Source organism: Candidatus Palauibacter sp., from assembly GCF_965213655.1.
In the GTDB taxonomy this organism is placed as follows: domain Bacteria; phylum Gemmatimonadota; class Gemmatimonadetes; order Palauibacterales; family Palauibacteraceae; genus Palauibacter.
This window is the reverse complement of the sequence record NZ_CBDBZT010000003.1, coordinates 2141892-2162048: the sequence shown is the minus strand read 5'-3', so window position 1 is coordinate 2162048 and position 20157 is coordinate 2141892. Positions and strand designations below refer to the sequence as shown.

At 69.8% G+C, this 20157-nt stretch carries 19 protein-coding genes; 2 read left to right on the top strand and 17 right to left on the bottom strand.

All coding sequences use genetic code 11. The annotated features are described in order from the left end of the window. Positions 1-18 precede the first annotated feature (18 nt). The 4 genes from ACOOGH_RS11755 to ACOOGH_RS11740 all read right to left on the bottom strand — a co-directional run bounded on the left by ACOOGH_RS11755 (position 19) and on the right by ACOOGH_RS11740 (position 5622). Complete coding sequence (locus tag ACOOGH_RS11755) at positions 19-276, bottom strand: hypothetical protein (RefSeq protein WP_420449090.1); 258 nt, start codon at positions 274-276, stop codon at positions 19-21. Positions 277-284: 8 nt separating this feature from the next. Further along, a complete protein-coding gene (locus ACOOGH_RS11750; protein WP_420449089.1) occupies positions 285-2594 on the bottom strand; it encodes a zinc-dependent metalloprotease in 2310 nt (769 codons plus the stop codon). Between the two features lie 81 nt (positions 2595-2675). Then, positions 2676-4166: a serine hydrolase domain-containing protein gene (locus ACOOGH_RS11745; protein ID WP_420449088.1), complete on the bottom strand. Its 1491-nt coding sequence runs from the start codon at positions 4164-4166 to the stop codon at positions 2676-2678. After that, on the bottom strand, positions 4150-5622 hold the full coding sequence (locus tag ACOOGH_RS11740) for a serine hydrolase domain-containing protein (protein ID WP_420449087.1): 1473 nt from the start codon (positions 5620-5622) through the stop codon (positions 4150-4152). Before ACOOGH_RS11740 ends, ACOOGH_RS11745 begins: the two co-directional genes overlap by 17 nt. 205 nt (positions 5623-5827) lie before the next feature. On the opposite strand from ACOOGH_RS11740, the gene ACOOGH_RS11735 reads away from it, so the two are divergent. Beyond that, on the top strand, positions 5828-6214 hold the full coding sequence (locus ACOOGH_RS11735; RefSeq protein WP_420449086.1) for a hypothetical protein: 387 nt from the start codon (positions 5828-5830) through the stop codon (positions 6212-6214). 15 nt (positions 6215-6229) lie between these two features. Here the strand turns inward: ACOOGH_RS11735 and ACOOGH_RS11730 are convergent, their stop codons facing one another. The 7 genes from ACOOGH_RS11730 to ACOOGH_RS11700 form a co-directional block, all read right to left on the bottom strand. Next, a complete protein-coding gene (locus ACOOGH_RS11730) occupies positions 6230-7201 on the bottom strand; it encodes an EamA family transporter (protein ID WP_420449085.1) in 972 nt (323 codons plus the stop codon). After that, entirely contained in the window at positions 7198-8568 is a 1371-nt protein-coding gene (locus ACOOGH_RS11725) for an APC family permease (protein ID WP_420450120.1), read from the bottom strand. The genes ACOOGH_RS11730 and ACOOGH_RS11725 overlap by 4 nt, the downstream gene beginning before the upstream one ends. After that, positions 8565-9932 carry a M20/M25/M40 family metallo-hydrolase gene (locus tag ACOOGH_RS11720; RefSeq protein WP_420449084.1) on the bottom strand — a complete coding sequence of 456 codons (1368 nt, stop codon included), beginning with the start codon at positions 9930-9932 and terminating at the stop codon, positions 8565-8567. Before ACOOGH_RS11720 ends, ACOOGH_RS11725 begins: the two co-directional genes overlap by 4 nt. A 76-nt stretch (positions 9933-10008) precedes the next feature. Continuing rightward, entirely contained in the window at positions 10009-11415 is a 1407-nt protein-coding gene (locus ACOOGH_RS11715) for an alpha/beta hydrolase (RefSeq protein WP_420449083.1), read from the bottom strand. 2 nt (positions 11416-11417) lie between these two features. Beyond that, positions 11418-11738, bottom strand: a complete 321-nt coding sequence (locus ACOOGH_RS11710) for a YbjQ family protein (protein WP_420449082.1) — start codon at positions 11736-11738, stop codon at positions 11418-11420. Then, a complete protein-coding gene (locus tag ACOOGH_RS11705) occupies positions 11735-12205 on the bottom strand; it encodes a hypothetical protein (RefSeq protein ID WP_420449081.1) in 471 nt (156 codons plus the stop codon). The genes ACOOGH_RS11710 and ACOOGH_RS11705 overlap by 4 nt, the downstream gene beginning before the upstream one ends. Further along, positions 12198-12773, bottom strand: a complete 576-nt coding sequence (locus tag ACOOGH_RS11700; RefSeq protein WP_420449080.1) for an RNA polymerase sigma factor — start codon at positions 12771-12773, stop codon at positions 12198-12200. Before ACOOGH_RS11700 ends, ACOOGH_RS11705 begins: the two co-directional genes overlap by 8 nt. A 150-nt stretch (positions 12774-12923) precedes the next feature. On the opposite strand from ACOOGH_RS11700, the gene ACOOGH_RS11695 reads away from it, so the two are divergent. After that, positions 12924-13373: a hypothetical protein gene (locus tag ACOOGH_RS11695; RefSeq protein ID WP_420449079.1), complete on the top strand. Its 450-nt coding sequence runs from the start codon at positions 12924-12926 to the stop codon at positions 13371-13373. Here the strand turns inward: ACOOGH_RS11695 and hisD are convergent. Genes hisD through hisG form a run of 6 tightly spaced genes read right to left on the bottom strand, consistent with a single transcriptional unit; the run spans position 13324 to position 19959 of the window. Beyond that, positions 13324-15945 (bottom strand): histidinol dehydrogenase, encoded by a 2622-nt coding sequence (gene hisD, locus ACOOGH_RS11690; protein ID WP_420449078.1) that lies wholly within the window; start codon positions 15943-15945, stop codon positions 13324-13326. The two genes, ACOOGH_RS11695 and hisD, sit on opposite strands and share 50 nt — an antisense overlap. Then, entirely contained in the window at positions 15942-16709 is a 768-nt protein-coding gene (hisF, locus tag ACOOGH_RS11685) for an imidazole glycerol phosphate synthase subunit HisF (RefSeq protein WP_420449077.1), read from the bottom strand. Before hisF ends, hisD begins: the two co-directional genes overlap by 4 nt. Then, on the bottom strand, positions 16703-17386 hold the full coding sequence (gene hisH / locus ACOOGH_RS11680; protein WP_420449076.1) for an imidazole glycerol phosphate synthase subunit HisH: 684 nt from the start codon (positions 17384-17386) through the stop codon (positions 16703-16705). Before hisH ends, hisF begins: the two co-directional genes overlap by 7 nt. Beyond that, the gene (gene hisB, locus ACOOGH_RS11675) at positions 17383-18072 is read right to left on the bottom strand and encodes an imidazoleglycerol-phosphate dehydratase HisB (protein ID WP_420449075.1); all 690 of its coding nucleotides are present in this window, start codon (positions 18070-18072) and stop codon (positions 17383-17385) included. Before hisB ends, hisH begins: the two co-directional genes overlap by 4 nt. Continuing rightward, a complete protein-coding gene (locus ACOOGH_RS11670) occupies positions 18065-19099 on the bottom strand; it encodes a pyridoxal phosphate-dependent aminotransferase (RefSeq protein WP_420449074.1) in 1035 nt (344 codons plus the stop codon). The genes hisB and ACOOGH_RS11670 overlap by 8 nt, the downstream gene beginning before the upstream one ends. After that, positions 19096-19959: an ATP phosphoribosyltransferase gene (hisG, locus tag ACOOGH_RS11665; RefSeq protein ID WP_420449073.1), complete on the bottom strand. Its 864-nt coding sequence runs from the start codon at positions 19957-19959 to the stop codon at positions 19096-19098. Before hisG ends, ACOOGH_RS11670 begins: the two co-directional genes overlap by 4 nt. Positions 19960-20157 lie beyond the last annotated feature (198 nt).

The following is a 20157-nucleotide window of genomic DNA, read 5'->3' as shown; positions in this document are numbered from 1 at the left end:
CCCGCGGGAACGTGCGAGTCAGAAGTTTTCTCGATCGGCCGAACAGGCAGGCGAAGTCCCGAGCCACGCCGTCGCCCAACCTGCGGGGCCGGCCGCGGTCCAGGTGTCGCCCGCGAGCCAGTCCATCGCGGGCTCCCCAATCGGTGCGCCAGGCGGCGCGTTCGGTGTCCCCGGCATCTCGTAGGGCGCCGAGGGCTTCTCGAGGAAGCGCTCGATGTCGCGGTCGACGAGTTGCACGAAGGCCACGTCCCTCTCCGGCGGCGGATTCGCGGCCATCTCGGCTCTCAGATCGACCAGCTTTCGCGTTGGGCGAGGGCCCGCACGTGCGGCATGGAGGCCCCATCGGCGAGCGCCATGATCCGGTCCACGAGCACACGGTAGGCTGCGAGCCGCAGTTCCGTGTGATAGAGCGTCTCGTCGGGCTCGGGACGGACCGCGTCGACCAGCGCGGTCAGCACTTCGGCGAGCCCCGGCAGGCTCGGGTCGAGCGCGTGCTGCTGCACGAGCCGCGCGGCCCGCGACGGCTCGAGGACGCGCGACACCGTGTGGTCCGCCGCCACCACGGCCGGCGTGACCGCATCGAAGGCCGGCCCGGTATAGCGAGGGAACGTCTCCCGTGAGCGCCCGAAGCCCGGTGGCCGGGGCGGCAACAGATCGATGACCCCCGCCGGAACCGCGAGTTCTCGCACCGCCAGCGTCCTACCCAGCGCCCGGAGCGCCGCCCTTTGCGCGTCTCCCGAGACCCGCTGCATGGGCGTCCGCCCGTCCCCGCGGAAGGCGTAGACGTACTCCTGCCCCCCGAGGAGCGAGGCGGCCGCGTCCACCTGGTAGCGGTGGTGCATGTAGAGCGGCACCAGCGCCTCCTCGACCGTCACGATCGGCCGCCCCGCGCGGATCGCGTTCTCCCCGAAGCGGTCCAGCGAGTGCCGTCGCACGTCCAACATCCGCTCGAGTTCGGCCGCCGCGTCCACCCCGTTCGACCACTGGTCGGCACGCGCGTGGATGCTGATGTCCTGGTTCGTGAAGTAGATGAGATCCTCGTCCCAAGCCTCGTCGAGGATCCGCTGTAGCTCGGCGGTTTCGTCGGTCCCCTCCGGGAAGTCCGAGTACCCGTACACGATCGCGACCTTGTCCCACTCTCCGATGTCCACGTCGTAGACCTCGGAGTAGTCGAGACGCCCGTCGTCGTCCAGCGTCACGAGCGGGTGAGGGTAGTCCAGAACCGAGATCCGGCCGCGACTGCTGTCGTAGTAGTTGTGGCCGAGGCCGAGTGTGTGCCCCACCTCGTGCGCGGACAGCTGCCGGATCCGCGCCAGCGCCCACTCCGCGATGTCCTCCGGCACCTCGTCGCCGTTCGCGTACGGGGAGAGGAGGCCCTCGGCGATCAGGTAGTCCTGCCGCCAGCGCAGCGAGCCGAGCGTCACCACCCCCTTGAGGATCTCGCCCGTGCGCGGATCCGTGACGGAGCCACCCGTGCTCCAGCCGCGCGTCGAGCGGTGTACCCAGTTGATCACGTTGTAGCGCACGTCGTGCGAACTCACGCCATCCGGCAGCATCTCCACCCTGAAGCCGTCGCGGAAGCCCGCCGCCTCGAACGCTTGGTTCCACCACCGCGCGCCCTCCAGCAGCGCGGTCCGGATCGGCTCCGGCGCCCCCGGATCCAGGTAGTACACGATCGGCTCGACGGGCTCGCTCATCGCCGCCGACGGATCCCGCTTCTCGAGCCGGTGCCGCCGGATGAACCGCCGCCGCATGTCCTCGCCCAGCGGCGCCGAGTAGTCCGCGTAGCTCATGGCGCCGTAACCGGCCCGCGAGTCAAACGCCCGCGGCGTGTACTCACCCAGCTCCGGCAGCTGCACGAAGGAATGGTGCAGCCGGATCGTCGCCGCCTCACCCGTCGAGGCCACGTTCCCGACCCCCTCGAAACCGCCGCCGCCCCCGAAACCGCCGAAGCCGCCGCCCCCCGCCGGCTGGCGGACGAAGGTGAGCGCCGCCTCGATCTCCGTGTTCTCCGGGAAGCCCATCGTCATGGGCAGGTGCACGGCGCTCCGGCTCGCGTCGAACCGGTACGTCCCCGGCCGCAGTCGCTGCGCCCAGTTGATCATGTCCCGGACCACGAAGTCCGTCGCGTCGACGAGCACGCGCCCGTCCGTCTCCGCCGCCGCCGTGAAGCCCCACAGCGTCGAGGGCGCGAAGGCGTCCGTCACCGCCCGCACCTCGCGCGGGTTCGGGCTGCTCGCCCGGAAGTCGAGGTTCGGCTGGATCATCAGCACCTTCGGCCCGACCCGGTGGAAGCGTACGAGTCGGGATCCGGAGAGCGCCCCGCGGTCGAGGCCGATGTCGTTGGAGCCCAGGCCCGAGGCGAGCCCCGTCATGTGGAGGATGTCGGTGTCCCAGCGCGAGATCTCCAGCCACAGCTTGCCGCTCGACGCTTCCCAGTACATGGGGATGAAGCCATCGATGGCAGTCATCGCGGCCGTCTTGTCCTCGATCGAGGGGAGCCCGCCCCCGGCATCCTGCGCTAAGGCGGAGGCGGGGATGAGGATGAAGAAGGACGCGATCAACAGTTCCCGGAAACGGGTGACGGAGTACACGGACGCCTCCTGGCGACAGGGATTGGACGACTCGCCCCCCGGCTTCGAGGGAGAGGGCCTACACATTACGACGCGGGACGGCTACCGGGCGATTGCCGACGTCACCTCGCCGATGATGTCGGACATGTACGCCCCGTGGTCGCCGGGGCTCGGGCCTAGGCGGACGATGACCAGATCCCGGGACGGGATGATGGCCGTGTACTGGCCCATGGCGCCCGCTGCCCAGTACGCGTCTTCCGGGGCTCTCGGAAACGCCCCGCCGCGATTCACCCAGAACAGTCCGCCATATTCGAGCGATGCCGCGCCGGGAGCCGGCGTGCGGACGAACTCCACCCACCCCTCCGGGAGAATGCGGTCGGATCCGCCGTCGGGCGTCGGCCACTCGCCGTCCCACAGGTGGAGGAGGCCGAACCGGGCCCAGTCCCAAGCGCTGCCGTAGTCGTAGCCGGTGATGATGAAGTTGCCCCAGGCGTCCGTCTCGAGGACGTAATTCCTCGCCCCGATGCGGTCGAACAGGATCCGCTGCGGGTAGGTCAGCCACTCGATGCCGCGGGCCTCGACCGCCTGCCGCACAATGCGCGTCGCCGTGAGCGGGTCCGAGTTCCGGTAGCGGAAGATCGCGCCCGGCAGGGTGTCCATTGGCTGGTCGATGGCGTGCTCGAACACATCGATCCCCTCGAAGTAGATCCGGGAGTGTTCGTGGGCGTGCGTCCAGCGGAGTTCGAGATCCCCGCCCAGGTTCAGGAAATCGAGACCCGAACTCATGTTCAGGAGGTCGCGCAGGCGGATCTCCCGGCGAGGGTCGTCGGCTCCCTGCCATTCGGGCACCGGCGCGGGATCGTCGAGTCCGACGTCGAGGTGGCCGGCCTGAATGGCGCCGCCGACCAGGGCGCTCGCGATGCTCTTCCCCTGGGACCACGAGATCTGCGGCGTGTTGCGCGTGAAGCCGGGGGCGTAGCGCTCGCCGAGGATCTTCCCTGCGTAGATGACGAGGAGCGCGCGGGTGTTGTGCTCGCTCTGCGCCATCGCCCAGTCGAGAGCCGCATCCAGCGCGGCCATGTCGGCCTCCGCGGGCGGCGGATCGTGGTGGGCGCCCACATCACCCGTGGGCCACGCCGTCACGGCCGGATCCGGGCTCAGCCGCTGAACGACGGTCGGCTCGAAGGTCACATCCTCGAACCCGGCCGGAAGGAGCGTGCAGCCCTGGTCGCCGTTGTATTCCGCGTACTGCGTCGGGACTCCATCTCCCGAAACCGATGCCGTGCGGGCCTCGAAGTTCACGGCGTACTCGAAATCGTCCTGCCAGTCGAACCGGTCGAAGGGCCGGATGTCCTGCGCCACGACCTCCTCGACGGACCGCTCGTAGTCCCGTCCCACGACGAAGACGCCGGCGCAGAGGTGGTGCGCGGACATCCCGGCCACGTGTCCGCGGATGTGCGCCTCGCCTTCCTCTTCCGTTTGAATGGGCGCGTCCGGCTCCGGCGCGCAGCCCGGCAGCAGGAGGACGGCCCCGGCCGCGACGAGGATCCGACAGCGACGAGCGGGAGCCGGCAGGCTAGCGGTCGATCGCATCGGTCACCTCGCCGATGATGTCCGACAGATAGGCGCCGGTGTCACCGGGACTCGGCCCCAGCCGAACGATGACGAGATCGTACGACGGGATGATGGCCGTGTACTGTCCCATGAATCCGGCGGCCCAGTACGCGTCCTCCGGCGCTCGCGGAAGGGAGCCGCCGCGATTGAGCCAGAACAGACCGCCGTAGTTCAACTGTTCGGCTCCCGGCGCGGGCGTGCTGACGAAATCGACCCAGCCCTCGGGGAGAACGCGGTCGGATCCGCCGGCGGGCGTCGGCCATGCGCCGTCCCACAGGTGGAGGAGGCCGAACCTCGCCCAGTCCCAGGCGCTCCCGTAGTCGTAGCCGGTGATGATGAAGTTGCCCCACGCGTCCGTCTCGAGGACGTAGTTCCTCGCCCCGATGCGGTCGAACAGGATGCGCTGCGGATACGTGAGCCAGCCCTCGCCGCGCGCCTCGACCGCCTCCCGCACGATGTGGTTGGCCGTCAGCGGGTCGGAGTTCCGGTAGCGGAAGATCTCCCCGGGGGCGCGATCCATCGGCTGGTCGATGGCGTGCTCGAACACATCGATCCCCTCGAAGTAGATCCGGAAGTGTTCGTTCGTGTGCGTCCACGACAGCGAGTCCGTCAGGCCCAGGTTCAGGAAGTCGAGGCCCGAACTCATGTTCAGGATGTCCCGGATGCGGATCTCCCCGCGCGGGTCGTCCTCTCCATGCCATTCAGGCACGGGCACGGGGTCGTCGAGCCCGGCGTCGAGGTGCCCGGCCTGGATCGCCGCGCCTACGAGGGCGCTCGCGACGCTCTTGCCCTGAGACCAGGAGATCTGCGGTGTGTTGCGCGTGAAGCCGGGGGCGTAGCGCTCGCCGAGGATCTTCCCCGCGTAGATGACGACGAGCGCGCGGGTGTTGTGCTCGCTTTGCGCCATCGTCCAGTCGAGGGCCGCTTCGAGCGCCTCCATGTCGACTTCCGGAGGCGGCGGATCGTGGTACGCGCCGACGTCGCCCGTTGGCCAGAGCGTCGTCGCCGGGTCGGGGCTGAGCCGCTCGACGACCTGCGGCTCGTACGCGACATCCTCGAGGCCGGCCGGGAGGATCGTGCATCCCTGATCCCCGTTGTACTCCGCCGACCGCGAACCGAAGTCCGCTCCCGAGACCGACGCGGTGCGCGTCTCGAAGTTCACCGCGTACTCGAAATCGTCCTGCCAGTTGAACAGCGGGAAGCGCCGGATGTCCTGCGCCACGACCTCATCGACGGAGCGCTCGTGGTCGCGCCCGACTACGAAAACGCCCGAGCAGATGTGGTGCGCGGCCATCCCGGCGACGTGCGAGCGCTCGTGGGCCGCCTCGTCTTCTGCGGGCACCGCTTGTTCTCCCGCGCACGCCGTGACCAGGAGCATGGCGCCCACCGTGATGCGGGACCGGAACCCCTGCCGGATCTCGGACTCAATCTTCATGCGAACCCCCATTGCCTTGTCCAGGCGGTCCATGGCCGCCGCTGTTAGCTGAGCGCGGGGGGAGCGTTCGGCGCAAGAGCCCATAACGTTTGCGGCGCGATCCGTGTCGTCTGAAGTGACGTGGCTGTTCGCAAACGCAGGTGGGAGCACCAAACGGAAGTAGGCGCCGGAAGCGGTAACCGGAAGCAGGCAGGAAAGGGAGGATATGATGAGAAAGATGATCGGAGCATTCGCTCTCATTCTGGCGGCGCTTGCCGTCGCGGAGCCGCTCGAGGCGCAGGCCCAGCGGGGAGGCCGCGGGTTCGGCATGAGCCTCGACGATCAGATGACGGCCCTCACGGAGCGGCTCACGCTGGACGAGGAGCAGGCCACGAAGGTCCGCGAGATCCTGCAGGCACAGACGGAGACCCGCCGCGAGCGGTTCCAGAGCGCGCGCGGTTCGGGGGACCGGAACGCCATGCTGCAGCTGATGCAGGAACTGCAGGAGGAGACCGAGACCCAGCTCGCCGAAGTGCTAAGCGACGAGCAGATGGAGAAGTATCGGGAGTACGTGGCCGAACAGCAGCAGCAGCGCGGAAATCCGCCGTTCTGATCGGCGTTCGAGGGCCTACCTCGAGGCCGGTGCCCGCACGGTCGCCGGCCTCGGGCCGCCCTTGGGCGCCCGCCCCCGCTGCACCAGCACGACCGCCGCCACGATGATCACCGTCCCCGCCAGCATCGGCAGCGTGAAGGTTTCGTTCGCCAGCCACCACCCCAGAAACAGCGCCACGACCGGGTTGACGTAGGCGTAGGTCCCCGCCGCCGCCGGCCGGACGTTACGCAGAAGCCACATGTAGGCCGAGAAGGCGACGATCGACCCGAACAGCGTCAGGTAGACCAGCGACCACCACGACCTGGCCGAGATGTCGCCGAGGGACAGGCGGCCGAACTCGCCGGTCCCCAGGGCGATCAGGAGGAGCACCGCTCCGCCCGCGGCCATGGTAAGCCCCGTGCCGTACAGCGGGGGCGAGGGAAGGGCCGCCCGCCGGTTGTACATGGAACCGATGGCCCAGCTCAGCGAGGCGGCGAGGATGACCAGGGCGCCGAGCAGCACCTGTTCCGAGCTCGCGCCGCCTACGCCGACCTCCGAATTCGAGCCGCCGACCAGCACGACGACGCCTCCGAGGCCAAACAGGAGCCCCAGGATCTCGAGGGGTCGCGCCACCTCGCGGTCCGGCCCCAGGCGCGCGATCGCGACCAGCCACAGCGGCACCGTGGCCACCAGCAGCGCCGTCAGGCCGGAAGGCACGTACAACTCCGCCCAGCACACGAGCCCGTTGCCGCCGACGACCATGAACACGCCGGAGATCGTCGCTGCCTTCCACTCCGTGGGCTTCGGGGCGGGCGCACCCCGCAGGCGCGACACGGCCGTGAGTATGAGACCCGCCACCAGGAACCGGGCGCCGCCCAGGATGAACGGCGGGATCGTCTCCACCCCGAAACGGATCGCCAGGTACGTCGACCCCCACACCACATACACCGCCGCGAACGCCAGTAGCAGGTGCCTGGTGGGCGCGGCGGGCGCAGCGTGCGGGTTCACGCGCGCGTCCGTCGATCGCGTGCCCGAGTGACGGCATAGATGCCGAGGCCGACCGCGATGAGCCCCAGGCCCAGCCCCGCTTCGAAGGGTCGGTCGCGCAGGATGTAGGCCAGCGTCCACCCGGTCACCGACAGGAAGATCAGTGGCGTCACAGGGTAGCCCCAGGCCCGGTACGGTTCGTCCGCCCCGGATCCCCCATCAGACGCCGGCGGATGCCCCGAGTCTTGTGCCGGAGTCCGGCCCGCGGCCTGACGCCGGCGCAGGAGGAACACCCCGCCCGCGGCCATGAACGTGTTGAGACCCATCGTGAAGCCCGAAAAGACGAGGATCGTCTCGAACGATTCCGTGAGGATGAAGAGGAGACTGATCGCGGCCTGCGTGAAGATCGCCAGGCCCGGGGTCCCTCGTGCGTTGATCGAACCCAGGAAGCGGAAGGTGGGGTAATCCTCGCCGATCGCGTGCAGCACCCGCGGACCCGCGAGCACCATGGCGCTCACCGTGGAAACGAGGAGGAGCGCGAGCGTGATCCCCATCAGGTCGGCCCCCAGCGGCCCGAAGATGTATCCCGCCGCGATGTATCCCACCTCGAGGCGCCCCACCATTGCCTCCGCGGGGGCGGCGCGCAGGAAGACGTAGTTGAGCCCGACGTAGAGCGTCAGCACGAGCAGTGTGCCGAGCGCCAGCGCGCGCGGCAGGGTGCGGCGGGGGTCGCGGAGTTCTCCCGTCACGTAGGTCGCGGCGTTCCATCCGGAATACGAGTACGACACGAAGATGAGCGACACCGCGAACCCGGCGGAGAACACATTCGAGACGCCGTCCGCCGAGGGGAGAACGCCGATTTCCTGCGGCTGCGTGACGAGGAACAGCCCGGCCGCGCAGAAGGCGAGGATCAGCACAACCTTGGCCGTCGTCGTCCAGCGCTGAAAGCCGCCCGAGGTGCGGTGCGTGCGGGCATGTACGACCGAGACCAGGACGACGAGCCCGACCGCCAGCCACCGGGCGGGCAGCGCCGGAAACACCGACGACAGGTACGTCCCGAAGGTGATCGCGGCCAGCGCCGTGGGCGCCGCGAACCCGATCGTGGCCGAGATCCAGCCGGACACGAAGCCGGCCGCCGGGTGATAGATGTGCGACAGAAAGGTGTACTCGCCGCCCGAGCGCCGGATCGTCGATCCCAGTTCGGCGTAGGTGAGAGCGCCGCACACGGCCGCTACCCCGCCTACGACCCACAGCATGAGCAGTGCGAAACCGGACCGCAGGGATTCGAGCTGAAAGCCGAGGCTCGTGAAGACGCCGGTGCCGATCATGTTGGCGACGACGACCGCCGCCGCCGTGTGGAGGCCGAACCCGGCCCTGGGGGTCTTCAGGGGATGGGCTCGGCCAGGCCCGCCTCGCTCACCAGGAGAAGGAGGTTCGCCTGGATCCCGAGGTGGCCGTCACGGTTGATCCACCATTCGCCGGGCGAGTGGGCGCCGCTCCCGATGCCCCCGCTCCCGATCGTCACCGCGGGGATTCCCAGGGAGATCGGGATGTTCGAGTCGGTCGACGACCGGGTCAGCGCGGGCACGGCCCCGAACACGCGCATGACCTCGATCGCCCGATCGACAAGCGGGTGATTGTCGTCAACCTCGCCGGACGGGCGGTCTCCGATCTGGTCGAGTTCGACTTCGATCTCGGGTCCGTCGCGGCGCAGTGCGTTCTCCTCCTCGAGCGCCCGTTGCATCGCGTCCCGGAACGCGGCGTCGATGCGTCCGAGGCTCTCCTCGCTCTCCGAACGCATGTCCACCTCCATCCACGCCTCGAAGGGGATCGCGTTCACCGACGTCCCGCCTCCCATCCGGCCCACGTTGTAGCTCGTGCGCGGCCCCGAGCGCGTGAGCGTGTCCGCCACGTCCTGGAAATGGCGGATCCCGCGCCCCAGCGCGTGGGCCGGGTTCGCGAGCCCGAACGCTCCCCACGAATGGCCGCCGGGGCCCCGGAAGGTGACGCGGAAGCGATGGGAGCCGAGCCCCTTGTTCACGATGCGCCCCAGCCCCGTGCCGTCGGCGTCGATCCAGGTGTGGATCGGATCCGCCCCCTCGCGAAACAGGTACTTCATCCCGCGCAGGTCCCCCAGTCCTTCCTCTCCGACCGTCCCGATGAACCGAACGTCAGCTTCCGTCTCGATGCCGGCGGCTTCGAGCGCCCGCAGAACGGTGAGCACCGCCATCAACCCGCGCGTGTCGTCGCCGATGCCGGGTGCGAACAGCGTGTCCCCGCGTTGCGTGACGGTGACGTCGACATCCGCCGGGAACACCGTATCCAGATGCCCGGAGAATCCGACCGTGCGTCGCTCCCCATCCGGCGTCCGTCCGCGCTCGCCGCCCCGGCCGTAACGGATCGCGACGGCGTTGCCCTCCTCGTCGATGAAGACCGAGTCGGCGCCGGCTTCGCGCATCCATTCCGCGTAGACCCGGGCGCGTTCCTCCTCCATGAAGGGAGGGGCCGGAACCTGCGTGAGTTCGATGAGTTCGCGGATCGTCCTCGGATCGAGTTCCTCGATGATTCTGAAGGCGTTCTGCACCGCAGGGTGTTCGGCGAGGCTTCGCACCTCCTCGCCCGGCGTCTGGCCAGTCAGCCCGGTCGGTGTCCCCGCGACGAGGATGGCGCCGAAGATGGTTCCGAGGCTGAAGTTTCCCGGGAGGGTGGAGGCGAGGGATCTCGGTCGGGTCAGGGCGTCAGGTGAAGGCATGGCTTGCGGGTCTCCCGGACTTGGACATCGAGGGCGGCTTCCATCCGCCACTCGGGGCGCGAAGGTCCCGCCTACACTAGCTGCCGAAGCGGGCGAGGATCCAGTCGGAGACCGTGTCGAGGAAGCCGTCGACGAAATCCTGCTCGAGCATCGCATACTCGGCCGGGGATCCGGTCGTCGCGGCCTGGAAGAGATGGTTGGCGCGCGGCAGGACCTGGATCGTCGCGTCCGGATTGCCGGCCAGCCCCTCCTCCATCGGCCCCCGGTTCTGCTCGGGGAGTACCTGAAGGTCGAGTTCGCCGAAGAGCGCGAGCACCGGCACCCGGGTGCCCCGGAGCGATTCGGCCGGATCGTACGTGAGGAAATAGCGGTACCAGGGGCTCTGCAGGCCGTCGATCTGCTGGGAGACCTGAGTTCGCACGTAGCCGTCCAGGTCGGCGATCGACGCGCGCTGCGCCTCGGGCAGGGCCTCGATGCCCTCTCGGATCGCGGCCCCGAGCTCTTCGCGATGCGCCTCGAGATCCTCCCCCGCCTCCAGGGCCGCGAACAGACGGCGCTGGAAGTCGGTGTTCCATGCGATGCGGTCCTCGGGCACGCCGCTCGCCCGTTGAATGGCCGCGGACTGCACGTAGAGGATCTCGGTGCCGGGCACGGTTGAGCCCGCCAGCATCACGGCGAAGCGGACGGCCTCCGAGCGCGAGGCTGCCAGCGACGCCACGACGGCCCCCTCGCTGTGCCCCACGAGGCCGACGCGCGCGGGGTCCACGTCCGGATGCTCCGAAAGTCGCGCGATGCCCGCCAGCGCGTCCCCCGCGAAGTCGGAAGTCGTGGAGGCAGAGACGCTGCCCGTCGAGCCGCCGACGCCGCGGTCATCGTACCGGAGGACGGCGATACCCTGCCGGGTGAGGTGATCGGAGAGGAGCCGGAAGATGGGGAACCCCGCCACGACCTCGTCCCGGTCCTGAGGCCCCGATCCCGTGATGAGGACGACGCCCGGGAACGGTCCCGTCCCCTCCGGCAGCGTCAGCGTGCCCTCCAGGTGGATGTCCCCGTTCTCGAAGGAAACCTCTTCCGCCCGGTAGGGTGCCGGCTCTTCCGTCCCCGGCTCCGCAACATCGGCTCGCGTGAGGGAGAAAGTGGTCGTCACGACTCCCTGCTTGAATTCGCCCTCGATGGTGTCGCCGTCCCGGGCTCCGTCCCACGCGGCGAGTCCGATGGGAGAATCGAGTTCGAAATGCACCCGGCCGTCGACGTAGGACACGGCCGTGAGGGGCAGGCCGAGCTGACCCTGGATGTCCATGGCGGCGGAGAGCCCCTCGTCGGCGCGCTCGAACGTGACCGAGAAGGGCAAGCCTCCCGTGGGCAGGACCACGGCGCCGGTCCACTTCCCCTCGATGCTCCCTCCGCTCACCGCGACCGGTTCCTGCGCCAGCGCCGGAGAGGCGAGCACGCAGCCGGCGGCTACCAGCATTCTCAGGGCCATGCTCAGTTCTCCTCGACCCGCACGGCGGAGCCGTAGACGACGATCTCCGCCGTGCCCCCCAGGATGTAGGAGGTCGAAAAGCGGACGCAGAGGATTGCGTTGGCGCCGAAAGCCGCCGCCTCGCTTTCCATGCGATCGATCGCCTGTTCGCGCGCTTCGGCCATCATCTTCGTGTACTCCTGGATCTCGCCTCCCACGATGGTCTTGAGGCCGGCGAGAATGTCGCGGCCGAGGTGGCGCGCGCGGATCGTGCTGCCGCGGACGAGGCCGAATTCCTCTACGATGCGGTGTCCGGCGAGGTCGTTTCGGGAAGTGCTGATCATCGGACCACGTCCTTGTAGGGGTCTTTCTTCTGCATGAACAGACGCTCGCGAACGACCGAGACGAAGAGGATCACGAACCCGGCGATGAGCACCAGCACGCCCCAACGAACGTAACCGGGCATCGTCGTATCCCGAATCAACTCACTGACGGCGGTCCACAGGGCCCACGTCCCCACGACGATTGCTCCCAGCGAGAGCAGGACCCAGCCGATGCCGCGTTCGAGCCGGCGATAGACGTGTTCCCAGTAGCTGTCCCAGGTTTCCTCCGGCGGCTTGAGCGGAGTCATGGTGTCGGTGACCTCCTTCAGGCGATGGTATGTCGCCAGTTCGTCGCGAAGATCCGGGCTCTCCCCCAGCGCGGACTCGAGTTCGCGCCGTCCCTCTCCCGAAATCTCCTGGTCCAGTTCGGCCATCATCAGATGGCGCACCCGCTCGTCGCCGGGCGGGTTCAACTCTTTCTCACTCATCGCCCGCACCTCCCTCCTGGCCTGGCCGGGTTCTCGCTGTTTCTATCTCGCGCGCGAGGGATCGCCGCGCCCGATAGAGGCGCGACATCACCGTGCCGATGGGGATGCCCAGCAACTCGGCGATCTCCCTGTAACGCAGTCCCTCGAACTCGCGCAGGACGAGCGTCTCGCGTTCCCGCTCCGCCAGACGTTCGATGGCGGAGCCGACCTGTTCGCGCAGTTCGGCCCGAATGACCGCCTGATCGGGGCTGAGAGGGCGTCGTCCCATCGTCGTATCGGCAAGCCATGTGCCCGCCGTCTCGAGTTTGAGACGGCGTGACCGCTGGTCCCGCGTATGGTTGAAACAAAGTCGTCGGATGATCTGGTACAGCCAGGGAAAGAAGGGACGCTCGGGGTCGATCCGGGCGCGCGCGCGGAACGCCCTGGCGAAGGCCTCCTGAGAGAGGTCCAGCGCGTCGTCGTGGTTTCCGACGAGTCCGAGCGCCGTATAGTAGGCACGTTGCATGTATCGTGTGACGAGTTCGCCGAAGGCCGCACGTTCGCCGCGCTGCGCGCGTAGAACGAGCATGCGGTCGGTTGCCTCCGAGCTGTTCAATTATGGCTCCCATTGTCGCGGACACCCGCGTAGATCCGTGGTGCTCTGTTCGCTGACGCGTGGGTTACACGGAGTCGCGACCCTTATTCCCGGTATTCCGGGATCAACGAATCGAGACACAGAATGAGCGAGTTCCCGGTCGGAGCAAGCCTGCAGCCCGAAATCGTTCCCTCGCGCTGGACGCTCATCCGCGACGTGGCGGTCTTTCAGCTCAAGCTGCTCCTCGACGGGCTGCGCGACGCGTTACTGCTCCCGATTTCCCTGTTCGTCGCCGTACTCGACGTGCTCGGCGTGGGGCCCCGGGCGGGCCGGCAGTTCTACCACCTGCTGGAGTGGGGGCGGCGGACGGAGTACTGGATCAACCTGTTTGGCGCCACCGACCATGTCCGACCTCTGGTGTCGTCCCCGCGGCCGGGGGTCGATACGCTCGTCGACCGTCTGGAACGGCTGGTGGTGCAGGAGTACGAGCGGGGCGGGATCACGGCCTCGACGAAGGACGCCGTGGACCGTGCCCTCGACAACCTCACGAGGCGCGGACCCTCCGACCGGGATCCTCCCGGGCCGCTGCCGTGAGCCGGAGTTCCGCCGAGCGCGCGTGCGCTTCCAGGCCCTCCAGTCTGGCCAGCGCCGCGGTGTCGCGGAGGAGGCCCTCGCAGGCGTCATCCTCGGGTGAGAGCGACAGCCACGTCGGTCGACGCAGGAACGAGAACACCGAGAGTCCCGAGTCGAACGCCGCCGCTCCGGATGTGGGGAGCGTGTGGTTCGGTCCGGCTCCGTAGTCGCCGGCCGCCTCGGGCGTGGCCGCGCCGAGGAAGAGCGATCCGTAGCGGTGGACGCGGGGAGCGAGCGACTCGGCCAGATCGCCGTGCAGGTGCAGGTGCTCCGGCGCCACGGCGTCGCTGATGGCGGCGGCCTCGTCGGGGCTGGCCGCGAGGAGGGCGCCGCCGGCCGCCAGGGCCTGACGCGCGATCGGTGCGGTCGGGAGCGTGGCCAGCTGCCGACCGGCCTCTTCGCGGACGGCCTCGACGGTCGCCTCGTTGAAGGCGCACAGGAGCGGGACGGCGTCCGGGTCGTGCTCGGCCTGGGCGAGCAGGTCGGCCGCGACGCGCGCCGGATCGGCATCCGGCGAGGCGACGACGAGCAATTCGGAAGGGCCGGCGATGGTGTCGAGGCCGACCCGGCCGTACAGGAGACGCTTGGCCGCGGTGACGAACCGGTTGCCCGGCCCCACGATCTTCTCGCAGCGCGGCACCCCGCCCACCCCGAAGGCGAACGCGGCCATCGCCTGCGCCCCTCCGGCGGCGAGCAAGCCATCCGCGCCGGCGATCAGCGCCGCGGCCTTGACGACCGGTGTCGGGTGCGGTGAAGCGACCCAGACCGAACCGACGCCCGCCACGCGCGCCGGAATGGCCGTCATGAGGACGGACGAGGGAAGCGGGAACCGTCCCCCGGGCGCGTAGCAGCCGACGCTCTCGAGAGGGACGAGCCGGTGGCCGCCGCGCCCGCCGGCCACGGGAGTCTCGAGTTCGGAGGCCGTGGCGAGTTGAGCCTCGGAAAAGGTCCTGATTCTCCCCGCGACGCGTTGCAGCAGGTCGCGGACCTCCGGATCGACTTCGTCGGCGGCTCGGGAGAGAGCCGCGCGGTCGAGCAGCAGATCATCGCCGGGCCCCAGATCGTCGAGGCGCCGCGCGTGTTCGCGAAGGGCGGGTTCTCCCCGCCGCTCGACGTCATCGAGGATCGAGTGGGCCATATCGAGCGCCTCGCTATCGAGCGCCGCCCGGCGCACCGTCCGCACGGCTTCGTCGAGACCGATCGCCGGCAGGATTGGGCCAACCGGCCGATCTCCCGCTCCGGCCGGCTGCCCGGTCGGCATCGCCGGCGGTGTGCGAGGCGCCCGACGCCGAATCCTCAGGGCCCGCCGAGCGAGTTCGCGGCGCACATCCGCGAGCGACCCGCCGGCTTCCACCAGCCGTGTGAGGGCGAAATAGCAGAGGTCGGCAAATTCGGACACCGCCTCGGTCTTCGAATCGGCGTCGGCGAGTTCGCCGGCCTCCTCTACCAACTTTCCTTTCAGCAGACCGGGGTCGCGGGCGAGGCGTGCGGTCAGCGACCCGGGTTCCGGGTCGGCGAGCCGCGCGCGAAGCCGTGTCTCGAGGTCGGAGAGATCCATCGTCGACGGGGACACCTCGGAATCGAAGCAACCCGCCGCACCGGTGTGGCAGAAGCCGGACCCGCCCTGCCGCACCGTGAAGCGCAGCGTGTCCCGGTCACAGTCGAGCGCCACCCGGAGCAGTTCCTGCGTGGCGCCCGAGGTCTCGCCCTTCCGCCACAGTCCCCGCGAGCGGCTCTGGTAGATCCCGCGCCGTTCCTCGACCGCGGCCCGCAGGCTCTCAGCGCTCGACCACGCGAGGCCGAGAGCGCGGCCGGCCTCATCCTCCACCAGCGTCGCCCACAGCCCGTCGGCCCGGTCGGACGTCATGGGGGCCGCGATAGCGTCCGCCAGCTTCATGCGACCGCTGTAGATGGCCATCCCGACCTGCGCGTCCGCCCCCAGGCGGTCGAGAGCCGCGATCTCGGACGCGTCGCGGACGCCGCCGGCCACCGTGACCCGGGCACACCCCGCGGCGGCGACGAGAGCGGGGACCCGGTCGAGCGGAATCCCTCCCAGCGTGCCCTCGACTTCGACGAAGGTGACCAGGTAGCCCCCGGTCAGGCCATCGAGTTCCCGCATCCGTCCGCGGATACCGCGGCCCGTCCCCCGTCTCCAGCCCTCGACGACGATCTCCCCGTCTCGCGCGTCGAGGGCGGCGATGACACGATCGGCAGGCAGGCCGCTCAACACGTCCGGATCGGCTGCCGTGCCCAGAATCACCCGCCGCGCCCCCGCGTCGAGCCAGTCTAGCGCGGCTTCGCGCGACCGGATCCCGCCGCCGACCCGGCAGGGCGCGAGCGACAGCAGCTCCCGAATGACAGAGGAGTTGTCGCCCCGGCCCAGCGCCGCGTCGAGATCGATGACCGCGACCTCGCCCGCGACCGAAAACTTCTCCGCCAGGGGGCGCGGATCCCCGGCGTCGATCTCCAGCGTCGCGCCCTGCCGCAACTGGACGGCGCGACCCCCCATGAGGTCGATTGACGGAACGATCATCGCCGTACCGCGACGCCGAGCTGTTGCAGACGGTCCTTCAGGCGACCGATCGACCACTCCCCCTGGTGGAAGATGGACGCCGCCAACACCGCGTCGGCCCCTGCGCCCACCGCCGCGCACATGTGCCCCGGGTTGGCGCCGCCTCCGGAGGCGACGATCGGCACGTCCGCCGCACCGCGTATCGTCGAGATCAACCCGAGGTCGTAGCCGCTCCGCGTGCCGTCGCGGTCGAAGCTCGTGAGGAGGATCTCGCCGGCGCCCAACTCCACCGCTCGCCGCCCCCATTGCGCCGCGTCCAGTCCCGTGCGTGTCCGGCCGGAATGCGTGAGCACCTCGAACCCGCTGGGGCACCCGGTCGCCGACGTGCCGGCCGCGTCCAGTGCCAGCACGGCGCACTGGGCGCCGAAGCGCGTCGAGATCTTCGACAGCAGGGAGGGTCGCTCGACGGCGGCCGTGTTCACCGCCACCCGGTCGGCCCCCGCCCCCAGCAGGGCGCCCGCGTCCTCCACCGTGCGCACGCCGCCGCCCACGGTGAGCGGAATCGAGATCTCGTCGCGAACGCGGCCGATCGTCTCGGCGCGGGCCAGCCGTCCGTCCTCGGTGGCCGACACATCGAGGATCACGATTTCGTCGGCGCCCTCGCGCTCGTAGCGTCGCGCGAGCCGCGCCGGTTCCCCCTGGTCCGCGAGGTTCGCGAACTGGACGCCCTTGACGACCCGACCGTCCTTGACGTCGAGGCACGGGATCACGCGAACCGTCAACATGCAGCGGCGACCCTCATGGGCACGGCGGGCGCTTCGGCAGCGGCGGCCGCGGTTGGAGATCGTTCGAGCCAACGGGCGAGCAGCCCCGCGCCGACCCGCCCCGACAACTCCGGGTGGAACTGGCACGCCAGCACGCCCCCCCGCTCGAGCCCCGCCACGAAACGGGTCCCGTGCCGGCTCATGGCCGTAGCCCAGCCGTCCGGCGCGGCGGCCAGCCGATAGGAGTTGGCGAAGTAGACGATGCCCGACCGGAGGAAGACGGCGCCGGCGGGAGCCGAAAGGCTGTTCCACCCCAGCTGTGGCACCCGCCCCGTGCCCTCCAGCCGGACGACCCGGCCCGGCACGCAGCCGAGGCCCGGGGTCCCCGGCGCCTCGTCGCTTGCCTCGCACAGCAGCTGCAGGCCCAGGCAGATGCCCAGCGTCGGCCGCCCCTCTTCGACTCGCCGGCGTATCGCATCCGCCCATCCCCTGCGCCGAAGCTCGGCCATGCCCCCGGCGAACGACCCTACTCCCGGGAGCACGACATACGCGGCGCCCGCGATACCGGCTGCGGAATCCAGGAGTCGCGGCGTCCTGCCCAGCCGCCGAAACGCGGCCGCCACCGCCTCGAGGTTCGCCACTCCCGTCGGGATGATGCCCACCTCGTCCGGTCGCCTCACGACGCGCGCGGCGCTCATCGGACCGCCGGTTCGAGGGCGCGTTCCCTCGAATCCTCTTCGGTGCAAGGGTCAGGGGTCGCTTCCGACCCGAGGACGCCCTTCGTGCTCGGCACTCCGACCCCGGCTCGCCGGGCGACCGCTTCGCCCAAGGCGAGCCCGAACGACTTGAAGGCCGCCTCCGCACGGTGGTGGTCGTTGTCTCCCCTCAGCACGTCGAGGTGAAGCGTGAGGCGTGCCGAGGCCGCGAGCGAGGTGAAGAAGTGCGCCAGGTTCTCGGTCGCGACGCTGCCCAGCATCTCGCGCCGGAGGCCCAGATCGACGGTGGCGGACGAACGGCCCGACAGATCCACGACGGCCCTCGCGAGCGCCTCGTCGAGCGGCGCGTAGGCGTAGCCGAAGCGGCGGATCCCGCTCCTCTCGCCCAGGGCGTCCCGGATCAGGGAACCGAGGACGATCCCGCAGTCCTCCACCGTGTGGTGGTCGTCGACGTGGAGGTCGCCGCGCGCGCGGAGGTCCAGCGTCAGGCCGCCGTGAAAGGCCGCGGCGGCGATCATGTGATCGAGGAACGGCAACCCGCTCTTGACATGACTCGGTCCGCGCATGTCGAGATTCAGTCGCGCCTCGATGACGGTCTCGAGCGTGCGCCGGGACCGCTTGGCCGTGCGCCGGCCGTCCCGTGAAGTCTCTCTGTCGTGGCTATCCATCGGTGTCCTCTCCGCGAGGTTCTCCAAAGGTCGTATCGAGGACCGCGAGCACGCGGCGGAACGTCGCCTCGTCTCCCGGGAGTGTGATCCGGATGAGGTCCGGGAGGTCCGGAAAACGCCGCACGGCGATCCCATCGCGGTGGAAACGGCGGTACAACCCGGCCGACCCGTCGCTGGCGGCGAGCACGAAGTTCGCCTCGGAGGAGAAGGGCTCGGCGCCCCATGCTCGCAGCGCGGCGCGCAGCCGGTCGCGCTCGTGGCGGACAGCGGCCACGTACGTCGCCGTGATCCGGTCACCCAGCGCCAGCGCCCGCTCGGCGAGCCAGATCGACGGGCCCGACAGAGGGAACGGAGGCCCGCACGTCCGGAGGGCGTCAATCGCCCGGCGAGAGCCGAGGACGCACCCGACCCGGAGCCCGGCCATCCCCCACGCCTTCGAGAGCGTCCGCACCACGAGGATGTTGTCCCGCTCGAGCAGGGCCCGCGCGGGATCGGAATCGGCGAACTCCACGTACGCCAGGTCGGCGAGCAGCATCGCATCGGGGGGCAGGCGATCGGCGATCTCCAGCAGGCGGGACGCCGGAACGACGAGGCCGGTGGGGTTGTGCGGTGAGATCACCGTCACGAGTCCCGTACGGTCGCCGAGTCGTTCGAGGATCGACGCCCCGGGCGCGGGGTCCGCCAGCGTCGGGATCTCGCGCACGCGTCCGCCCGCGAGCGTGGCGAAGAACGGCATCATCTCGAAGGTCGGCGCCACGGTGATCATGTCCCGCCCGCCCGCGAGCTGGAGACGGCAGATGCGGTCGATCGCGTCGTCCGCCCCCGCGGTGACCAGGACGCGCTCGGGCTCGAGCCCCCACATGTCGGCCAGACGCCCCTCCAGGCCCGCGGCGTCCGGGTATCGCGTCAGGGTCGTGGATGGCACTCCGGCGAGCAGGGCCGCGAGTTCGGGCGCAGGGAAGAGACGCTCGTTGTGGTCGAGCCTGAGAAGTTCCCTCGGCGGAGCGGCCACGGCTGGCCCGTTCATGCGACGATCTGTCCCGGCGCGGTCACGACGAGATCCGTGCCGCCCCGCGCCTTCACCAGCGGGATCAGGGTCGGCAGGGCGTCGCGAAGGACCGCGACGCGAATCGCGTACCCCCCGTCTTCGTGCAGACGCGACACAGTGGGTCTGCGCATGCACGGCAGGATCGCCACCAGCTCATCCAGACGCCCGGAGTCCACATTGACTTCGAGCATCACGCGCTTCCGGGCCTCCAGGACGGACTCCAGCACCAGCACCAGGTCGGCGATCCGGTCTCGGTGGGGCGGAGTCTCGAGCGCGCGGGGATTCGCGTAGAGGCGGGTCGACGAGGTCATCAACTCGTCCACCACCTCGAGCCCGTTGGCCTCCAGCGTCGCGCCCGTCGCGGTGTTGTCGACGATCACGTCCGCGTCTTCGGGCGGAAACACTTCGGTCGCGCCGTAGGAGCGCACGAGCGTCGCGTCCAGCCGGCGCCCCTCGATCCAGCGCGACGTGAGGCGGCGGTATTCCGAGGCGACCGTCAGGGGACGTGGGTTCCGGAGGCCGATTTCCGCCAGAGCCGCCGGGGCGGCCGCGACCACCCGCACCGGGTTGAGACCCGTGTCCAGGAGTTCCACGAGCGACCCGTCGAGCTCCGCCACCCAGTCGGCTCCCGCGAACCCGAGATCGCGCGAGCCCGCGTGGAGCATCTCCACCACGTTCTGCGGCTTCAGGAGCTTGGCGCTGAACCCCGGCACCGAAACGGTCGGGCGATAGCGGCGCTCCCCGAGGTCGACGCGCACGCCGGCGGCGTTCAACAACTCGAGCACGCCCGCCTGCATGCGGCCCTTCGGAAGGGCCAGTCTGGTGTCTTCGTGGGTCATGTCGGCTCTCTGTGCCGACACCGGAGGGGGCAGGCAGCGAAAAAAAAGCCGGCCACCCGGGCCGGCATCGATCGTTCGCAACCTGTGTTCAGAAAATGGCTAGACGATCACCGGCCTCCGCTTGCGCGATGGAAATAATAGTGGCGGAAAAAAGGATGCCGGTTTGTCATAGTGCGCGGAGCATCGCACCCTGTCGCG

Excerpts from the sequence above, each read along its gene's own strand:
- ACOOGH_RS11755 (WP_420449090.1), bottom strand. The coding sequence starts at position 276 with ATGGCCGCGAATCCGCCGCCGGAGAGGGACGTGGCCTTCGTGCAACTC.
- ACOOGH_RS11740 (WP_420449087.1), bottom strand. The coding sequence starts at position 5,622 with ATGAAGATTGAGTCCGAGATCCGGCAGGGGTTCCGGTCCCGCATCACG.
- hisF (WP_420449077.1), bottom strand. The coding sequence starts at position 16,709 with ATGTTGACGGTTCGCGTGATCCCGTGCCTCGACGTCAAGGACGGTCGG.
- ACOOGH_RS11705 (WP_420449081.1), bottom strand. The coding sequence starts at position 12,205 with ATGAGTGAGAAAGAGTTGAACCCGCCCGGCGACGAGCGGGTGCGCCAT.
- ACOOGH_RS11735 (WP_420449086.1), top strand. The coding sequence starts at position 5,828 with ATGATGAGAAAGATGATCGGAGCATTCGCTCTCATTCTGGCGGCGCTT.
- ACOOGH_RS11720 (WP_420449084.1), bottom strand. The coding sequence starts at position 9,932 with ATGCCTTCACCTGACGCCCTGACCCGACCGAGATCCCTCGCCTCCACC.
- hisB (WP_420449075.1), bottom strand. The coding sequence starts at position 18,072 with ATGGATAGCCACGACAGAGAGACTTCACGGGACGGCCGGCGCACGGCC.
- ACOOGH_RS11715 (WP_420449083.1), bottom strand. The coding sequence starts at position 11,415 with ATGGCCCTGAGAATGCTGGTAGCCGCCGGCTGCGTGCTCGCCTCTCCG.
- ACOOGH_RS11745 (WP_420449088.1), bottom strand. The coding sequence starts at position 4,166 with ATGCGATCGACCGCTAGCCTGCCGGCTCCCGCTCGTCGCTGTCGGATC.
- hisG (WP_420449073.1), bottom strand. The coding sequence starts at position 19,959 with ATGACCCACGAAGACACCAGACTGGCCCTTCCGAAGGGCCGCATGCAG.
- hisH (WP_420449076.1), bottom strand. The coding sequence starts at position 17,386 with ATGAGCGCCGCGCGCGTCGTGAGGCGACCGGACGAGGTGGGCATCATC.
- ACOOGH_RS11695 (WP_420449079.1), top strand. The coding sequence starts at position 12,924 with ATGAGCGAGTTCCCGGTCGGAGCAAGCCTGCAGCCCGAAATCGTTCCC.
- hisD (WP_420449078.1), bottom strand. The coding sequence starts at position 15,945 with ATGATCGTTCCGTCAATCGACCTCATGGGGGGTCGCGCCGTCCAGTTG.
- ACOOGH_RS11710 (WP_420449082.1), bottom strand. The coding sequence starts at position 11,738 with ATGATCAGCACTTCCCGAAACGACCTCGCCGGACACCGCATCGTAGAG.
- ACOOGH_RS11670 (WP_420449074.1), bottom strand. The coding sequence starts at position 19,099 with ATGAACGGGCCAGCCGTGGCCGCTCCGCCGAGGGAACTTCTCAGGCTC.
- ACOOGH_RS11700 (WP_420449080.1), bottom strand. The coding sequence starts at position 12,773 with ATGCTCGTTCTACGCGCGCAGCGCGGCGAACGTGCGGCCTTCGGCGAA.